The 6000-nt window shown below is 69.1% G+C and carries 7 protein-coding genes; 3 read left to right on the top strand and 4 right to left on the bottom strand.

The window, feature by feature from the left end:
• Window positions 1-12: 12 nt before the first annotated feature.
• Together C8K38_RS05660 and C8K38_RS05665 are read left to right on the top strand one after the other, a co-directional pair.
• On the top strand, window positions 13-483 hold the full coding sequence (locus tag C8K38_RS05660; RefSeq protein ID WP_257017818.1) for a MarR family winged helix-turn-helix transcriptional regulator: 471 nt from the start codon (window positions 13-15) through the stop codon (window positions 481-483).
• A 95-nt stretch (window positions 484-578) separates the two neighbouring features.
• Window positions 579-1016, top strand: a complete 438-nt coding sequence (locus tag C8K38_RS05665; protein WP_097214114.1) for a DoxX family protein — start codon at window positions 579-581, stop codon at window positions 1014-1016.
• Window positions 1017-1068: 52 nt separating this feature from the next.
• Here the strand turns inward: C8K38_RS05665 and C8K38_RS05670 are convergent, their stop codons facing one another.
• Entirely contained in the window at window positions 1069-2913 is a 1845-nt protein-coding gene (locus C8K38_RS05670) for a galactan 5-O-arabinofuranosyltransferase (RefSeq protein ID WP_097214113.1), read from the bottom strand.
• Between the two features lie 259 nt (window positions 2914-3172).
• Here C8K38_RS05670 and C8K38_RS05675 point away from each other — a divergent pair, with 259 nt between their 5' ends.
• The gene (locus C8K38_RS05675) at window positions 3173-3409 is read left to right on the top strand and encodes a hypothetical protein (RefSeq protein ID WP_097214112.1); all 237 of its coding nucleotides are present in this window, start codon (window positions 3173-3175) and stop codon (window positions 3407-3409) included.
• Window positions 3410-3500: 91 nt separating this feature from the next.
• Here the strand turns inward: C8K38_RS05675 and C8K38_RS05680 are convergent, their stop codons facing one another.
• The 3 genes from C8K38_RS05680 to C8K38_RS05690 form a co-directional block, all read right to left on the bottom strand.
• Window positions 3501-4262, bottom strand: a complete 762-nt coding sequence (locus tag C8K38_RS05680; protein ID WP_097214111.1) for a decaprenylphospho-beta-D-erythro-pentofuranosid-2-ulose 2-reductase — start codon at window positions 4260-4262, stop codon at window positions 3501-3503.
• Window positions 4259-5707 carry an FAD-binding oxidoreductase gene (locus tag C8K38_RS05685; protein WP_097214110.1) on the bottom strand — a complete coding sequence of 483 codons (1449 nt, stop codon included), beginning with the start codon at window positions 5705-5707 and terminating at the stop codon, window positions 4259-4261. Before C8K38_RS05685 ends, C8K38_RS05680 begins: the two co-directional genes overlap by 4 nt.
• A gap of 185 nt (window positions 5708-5892) precedes the next feature.
• Window positions 5893-6000: Fe-Mn family superoxide dismutase (locus tag C8K38_RS05690; protein ID WP_306455722.1), on the bottom strand; the 108-nt coding region annotated here is incomplete at its 5' end.

The following is a 6000-nucleotide window of genomic DNA, read 5'->3' on the forward strand; positions in this document are numbered from 1 at the left end:
AAGGGGTGCGCCGTGGCCGTCGATGAGAGCCCCGGCTACGAGCTGCCGCTGCTGCTGTTCGCCGGATTTCGGACACTGATCGACGAGGTGCATCGCCAGCTGGCAGAGCAAGGGCACCCGGACATGCGGCCCGCCTACGGATTCGCGATGCAGGCCATCGGGATCGCGGGAACCAGCGCGAGCGAGCTGGGACGACGGCTCGGCGTCTCCAAGCAGGCGGCGGGCAAGACGGTCGATCGGCTCGAGGGCCTCGGTTACGTGGCGCGCGAGAGCGACCCGTCGGACGCCCGCAGCAAGCGGGTGGTGCTCACCGAGCGGGGGCTCGACAGCCTGCGACGGTCCGCGGTCGCATTCGACCGACTGCAGGCGGACTGGGCGGCGACGATCGGGCCGGAACGGCTGCGCGCGTTGGAGTCCGATCTGCGCGCCGTCACCGCTGGTCAGGGCTTCCGTCTCGACGCGCAGGCCTGGTTCGGCGGATAATTGACCCGCGCGCGATGAGTTTTGCGGTCGTCGCCGGTCTATATGGCAACCGCTTCGCGCGCCATGCACGAAGCAATCCAGCATCGGAGCCCGCCATGACCACCACGCCGCACACCACGACCACCGCACCCGCCGCCGGCTCGGCCGCCCCCTCGCGGGGTGCCCGGATCGCAGGCCTGATCATCACCGGGCTGGTCGTCGTGTTCTTCCTCTTCGACTCGCTCACCCACATCGCCAACGTCGAGCAGGTGCGCACCGCGATGGCCGACCTCGGGTTCGACCCGAGCCTGAACAGGGTCTTCGGTGTGGTGCTGCTGATCTGCCTCGCCCTCTACGTCGTGCCCGTCACGTCGATCCTCGGTGCGGTCCTGCTGACCGGCTACCTCGGCGGTGCCGTGGCCACCAACCTGCTCACCGAGCAGCCCATCCTGAGCACCACCCTCGCGCCGATCTACTTCGGCATCCTGGTGTGGGGCGGGCTGTACCTGCGCGATCTGCGGGTGCGCGCGATCATGCCGCTCGTCCGCGGCTGACCGACCTCGGATGCCGTCCCCCGCACCGAACCGGTGTGGGGGACAGCCGTGTTCAGCCGACCCGGGTGACGATCACGAACGGACCGACCTCGGTGGTGGTGAACCGGGGGTCGTCGAACAGCTTCTCCGGGAAGGTCACGGTGTAGCGGCGCACGTTCGGATCGTTGGGGTACACGTCCTCCGCCAGGCGCAGCGTGTAGCCGTCGGACCCCTTGCGGAAGACGAATACATCCGGTGTGCGCCAGGGGCTTTCGTCCATGGCCCGGACCAGCTCGTCGGGGCTCTCGGTCTCGGACCAGCCGGCGATCGCGGCGGCGCGGCGGTCGAACTGCGCCAACGGGTTCGCGTAGTGCGACGTCAGCCCCTGGAAGCCGAAGTACGGGTAGAAGCTGAGGAAGCTGGTGTCGGCGGTGAGCACCACGGTGTCGGAGCGCGGTCCAGGGCGCTGCGCGGTGATCGCCGCGTCGACCTCGTCGTAGTAGGAGGCGGCGCCGGGCGGCCGCTTGTCCGCCCGCTCGCCGTTGCCGTCGGTGTCGGTGTACGCGGTGGTGATCTCCGAGGCGAGCACCTGCGGGATGTTCTGGGCGAATGCCAGCGCGCCCAGCGCGCCGATCGCGACGATCGCGGCCCGGACCCGCGGATTCTCGCTGGTCGCCAGGATCGTCCAGCGCGCGAAGTCGAGGAACCCGAAAACGCCTGCGGCGCCGAGCAGGACCCACAGCACCGGTTCGAGGCGGAAGGACAGCAGGGTGTTGCCGATCGCCGTCACGGCCATCGAGAGCAGCCACCAGGCGTACACGGCGACGACGCCGATCCCGAGCGCCTGCGCGCGCCGCGAGGACGAGGTGCGGCCGACCAGCCACACCGTGCCGAGCAGGCAGAGGCCGCCGAGCAGCGAGAAATGGAACATCGGCAGGGGCAGGTGGGCGCCCGAATCGGGCAGGTAGTGCAGTGCCGTGCCCGAGCTCGCGGTCGGGCCGGTGCGCAGCGCGTTCAGGTACGGCAGCCACACGATCAACGCGATGAGCCCGGCGATCACGCCCGTCACCGCCAGCCGGAGCAGCGGGTCCAGCGCCGCCCGTAGCCCGTTGGCCCGCACCGCGAGCGCGGCGGCGAGCACGGCCATCAGCGTCACCGCGAACGCCGCCCAGCCGAGGTAGAGGGTGTAGAAGGTGGCGGCGACGCCGAGGAAGATGCCCGTCCCGACGATCGCACCCCAGCCGTCGGCCCCGCTCCGGCCCGGTCGGTACAGCCCGCCCCAGGCCAGCACCAGCACCGGCGGCAGCAGCACCACGAGGACCGCGCTGTACGCCTCGGGGGATGCGTAGGCCAGCGCGATCGCCGTCACGGCCGTCGCGACCAGCACCGCCACGTGGTCGCGGATCAGCTTCGACCACAACACCAGCGACACGACGGCGGCCACCGCGATGGAGGCGATCGCGTACGGCTTGAACGCTTCCCAGCCCTCCATGCCGAGCAGATTCGCGACCCGGCCGCCGACCCAGAACCAGCCCGCCGGGTAGAACGAGGGCAGGTCCGCGTAGGTCATGTCGTCGAGCCGGGCGGTGTCCGTCATCCGGGTGAGGAACTCGGTGCGGAACTCCTGGTCCACCGAGATGCCGTGCAGGTACAGCTTCGTCGCGGCCAGCGGCATCCCGAGGGTGACGGTGACGAAGCCGGACAGCGCGGCCCAGGACAGCAGTTTCGCCGCGACCACCGCGCGGCGGGCCCGCAGCAGCCACACCGACAGACCCAGCGCCGCCAAGGTCACGACCTGCCCGACCGTGGTCAGCGCCTGGGTGACGTTGGAGGAGTTGAACGCAGGCCAGTCCACCAGCCCGAAGGCGATCAGCCCGACCGCGGCGACGGCGGCCGCGACGACCGCCGCCAGCCCCATCTCCCCGGCGGTGGATGCCGCGCGACGCAGCGGATCCCTGCGGGCCGCGGACGTGCTCGGAGCTGTGTCGGGGATCGGAGCTGCGGGAGCGTCAGTCACGAGCACTGAGCTTAGTGAACCGAGGGTGAGCCGGACGCGGGCGCCGCGGCGGGGTTGCGGGGGTGGCCGAATCGGCGCCCTTGGGTGCCTGGTGGTGTGGGCCTCGACGCGCCATATTTGGTGTAGTCCACCCGCACCCGATCCCAACGGAAAGCCTCAGATGATCTCTCGAACCGCAAAGACGCTCGGCATCGCGTTACTCGTCGCCGCGGGATCGATCGGGGCCACCGCCTCGGTCGCCCAGGCGGAGATCCGCAGCTCGGCCGAGGGAACGCAGGCGGTCGTCTGCGTGCACGACGGCAAGGAATACAGCGTCGGCAGCAAGGTCTATCTCCCGGACGGCAGCTACCAGACCTGTGAGAGCAACGGCCAATGGCGGCGGGTCATGCCTGGATGAGCGACGTGCGGCCCTGCCCGAACGACGAATCGGCCCCACCACGGTGCACTGTGGTGGGGCCGATTCGTCGGGTGCTGCGGGTCGTGTGGGGCTAGATCGGCAGCTTGCGGAAGATCGCCCGCGGCACGTGCCGCAGCGCCATCATCACGAAGCGCCAGGGGCCCGGGGTCCAGACGATTTCCTTGCCCTTGTCGGACGCGGCGACGGCGAGCGAGGCGACGATGTCCTTGTTGACCGTCAGCGGGGCTTCCTTGACGTGCGCGCTGAACTGGGTGCGCACCATGCCGGGCCGGACCACCGTGACCTTCGGTCCGAACTGGGCGAGGGCCTCACCCAGGCCGAGGTAGAAGCCGTCGAGGCCGGCCTTGGTGGAGCCGTAGACGAAGTTGGCGCGCTTGACGCGCTCACCGGCGACCGAGGACATCGCGATGATGCGGCCGAAGCCCTGCGCCTTCATCTTCTCGCCGACGAGCACACCGACCGACACCGCCGCGGTGTAGTTGACGTTGGCCACCAGCACGGCCTTGCGCTGGTTCTGCCACAGCTCCTCGGCGTCGCCGTCCAGCGCGAACGCGACGATCGCGACATCGACGTCGCCCTTGGACCAGGCCGCGTCGATCACCTTCGGGTGCGACTCGGTGTCCACGGCGTCGAAGTCGACGAGCTCGACCTCGGTGGCGCCCTTGGCCTTCAGCTGGGCGACGGCGGCGTCGCGGCCAGGATCGCCAGGCAGTGCGGCCAGTACCACCCGCATCGGAGCCTTCTTCAGGTACTCCTCGCAGATGGCCAGGCCGATCTCGGAGGTGCCGCCGAGGAGCAGCAGGGTCTGGGGGTTACCCACGGCGTTGATCACAGTTCCAACCTTCTGGACATATCGGAGGCGAAAACGCCTGTGGGGTCGTACTTCCGGCGGGTCGCGATCCACTCGTCGATCCGCGGGTACATGGCGTGGAAGGTCTCGGCGGTGGTGCGCGAGTCCTTGGCGGTGTACAGCCGGCCGCCGAATTCGAGGACACGCTTGTCGAGTTCGGTGACGAACTCGTTCAGGCCGGCCTTGATCGGGAAATCGACGCAGACGTTCCAGCCGTGCATCGGGAAGCTCAGCGGCGCCTGGTTGCCCTCGCCGAACAGCTTGAACACGTTGAGGAACGAGTAGAAGCCCGACCGCTGGATGTCGACGATGATCTTCTTGAACTCGTCGACCGCCTCGGGCGGCACCACGAACTGGTACTGCAGGAATCCGTTGGATCCGTAGGCGCGGTTCCACTCCCCGAACAGGTCGAGCGGGTGGTAGAACGCCGTCAGATTCTGGACCTGGTTGGTGGCGTTCTTCGTCTTCCGGTAATACAGCTCGCCGACGATCGTGAAGTCGAGTTTGTTGGCGAGGCCGTTCGGGAAGATGTCCGGGAACGTCACCAGAGGCTTGGCGTTGAACCGCAGTGGATCCTTCTGCAGCTTGGCCGGCAGCTGGTCCAGCTTCGCCAGCGAGCCGCGGGACACGGCCGCTCGGCCCAGCTTCGGCGGCGCGGAGATCGCGTCGAACCACGCCGACGAGTAGTCGTAGTTTTCCTCGGAGCCGTCGCTGTGCAGCGCGATGGTCTCGTCGAGGCTGGTGGTGCGGACGCTGTCCGCGATGAAGTACGCCGTCTCGGTGGGCGTCATCTTGATGGTGGCGCGCAGGATGATGCCCGTCAGGCCCATGCCGCCGACCGTCGCCCAGAAGAGCGCGGCCTTGGGATCGTTGCGCCCGCCCTTGGGGGTGAGCGTGCGGACCTTGCCGTCGGCGGTCAGCAGGTCCAGCGACACGACGTGGTTGCCGAAGCTGCCGGCGCTGTGGTGGTTCTTGCCGTGGATGTCGGAGCCGATGGCGCCGCCGATCGTGACCTGGCGGGTGCCCGGAAGTACCGGAACCCACAGGCCGAACGGCAGGGCCGCCTTCATCAGCTGGTCCAGGTTCACACCGGCGTCGACGTCCACCAGGGCGGTGTCGCGATCGATGCGATGAATGCGATTGAGCGCATTCATGTCGATGACCAGGCCGCCTGCGTTCTGCGCCGGATCGCCGTAGGACCGGCCGAGCCCGCGGGCGATGACGCCGCGCCGCAGGTAGGACGGCTTGCCCTCGTTCTGCTCGGCGACCTGCGCGACCGCGCTGGCGATCACCTCGACGTCGGGCGTGGACAGCACCTGGGCGGTGGTGGGCGCGGTGCGCCCCCAGCCGGTCAGGGTGCGGGTCTGGGTGGTCAGAGGCTGCGGCTGCACGGCGGCGGCCGGGGACTCTTCAGCTGTCGTGGACATCGTTGTAGAGGTTACCTGGCGGTAGCGGATCCGACCCCTGGCGAGTGTGCAGGTATGGCCGCCGCCACTCGACGTTTGGCCCGGTAGCTGCACACTCGGCGCCCGGCCCGGACCCGCCGAGTGTGCAGCTCCCGTCGCCGTTCCTGGGGGTTTGGCCCGGCAAGTGCACACTCGGCCGGGCGGGACTAGACGATGAGTCCTGCGGTCTGGGTGCGGGCGCGGTCGAAGCGTGCGGCGACGTCGTTCCAGTTGACGATGTTCCAGAAGGCGTTGACGTAGTCGCCCTTGACGTT

Source organism: Rhodococcus sp. OK611 (assembly GCF_003050885.1).
Classification (GTDB): Bacteria; Actinomycetota; Actinomycetes; order Mycobacteriales; family Mycobacteriaceae; genus Rhodococcus_G; species Rhodococcus_G oryzae.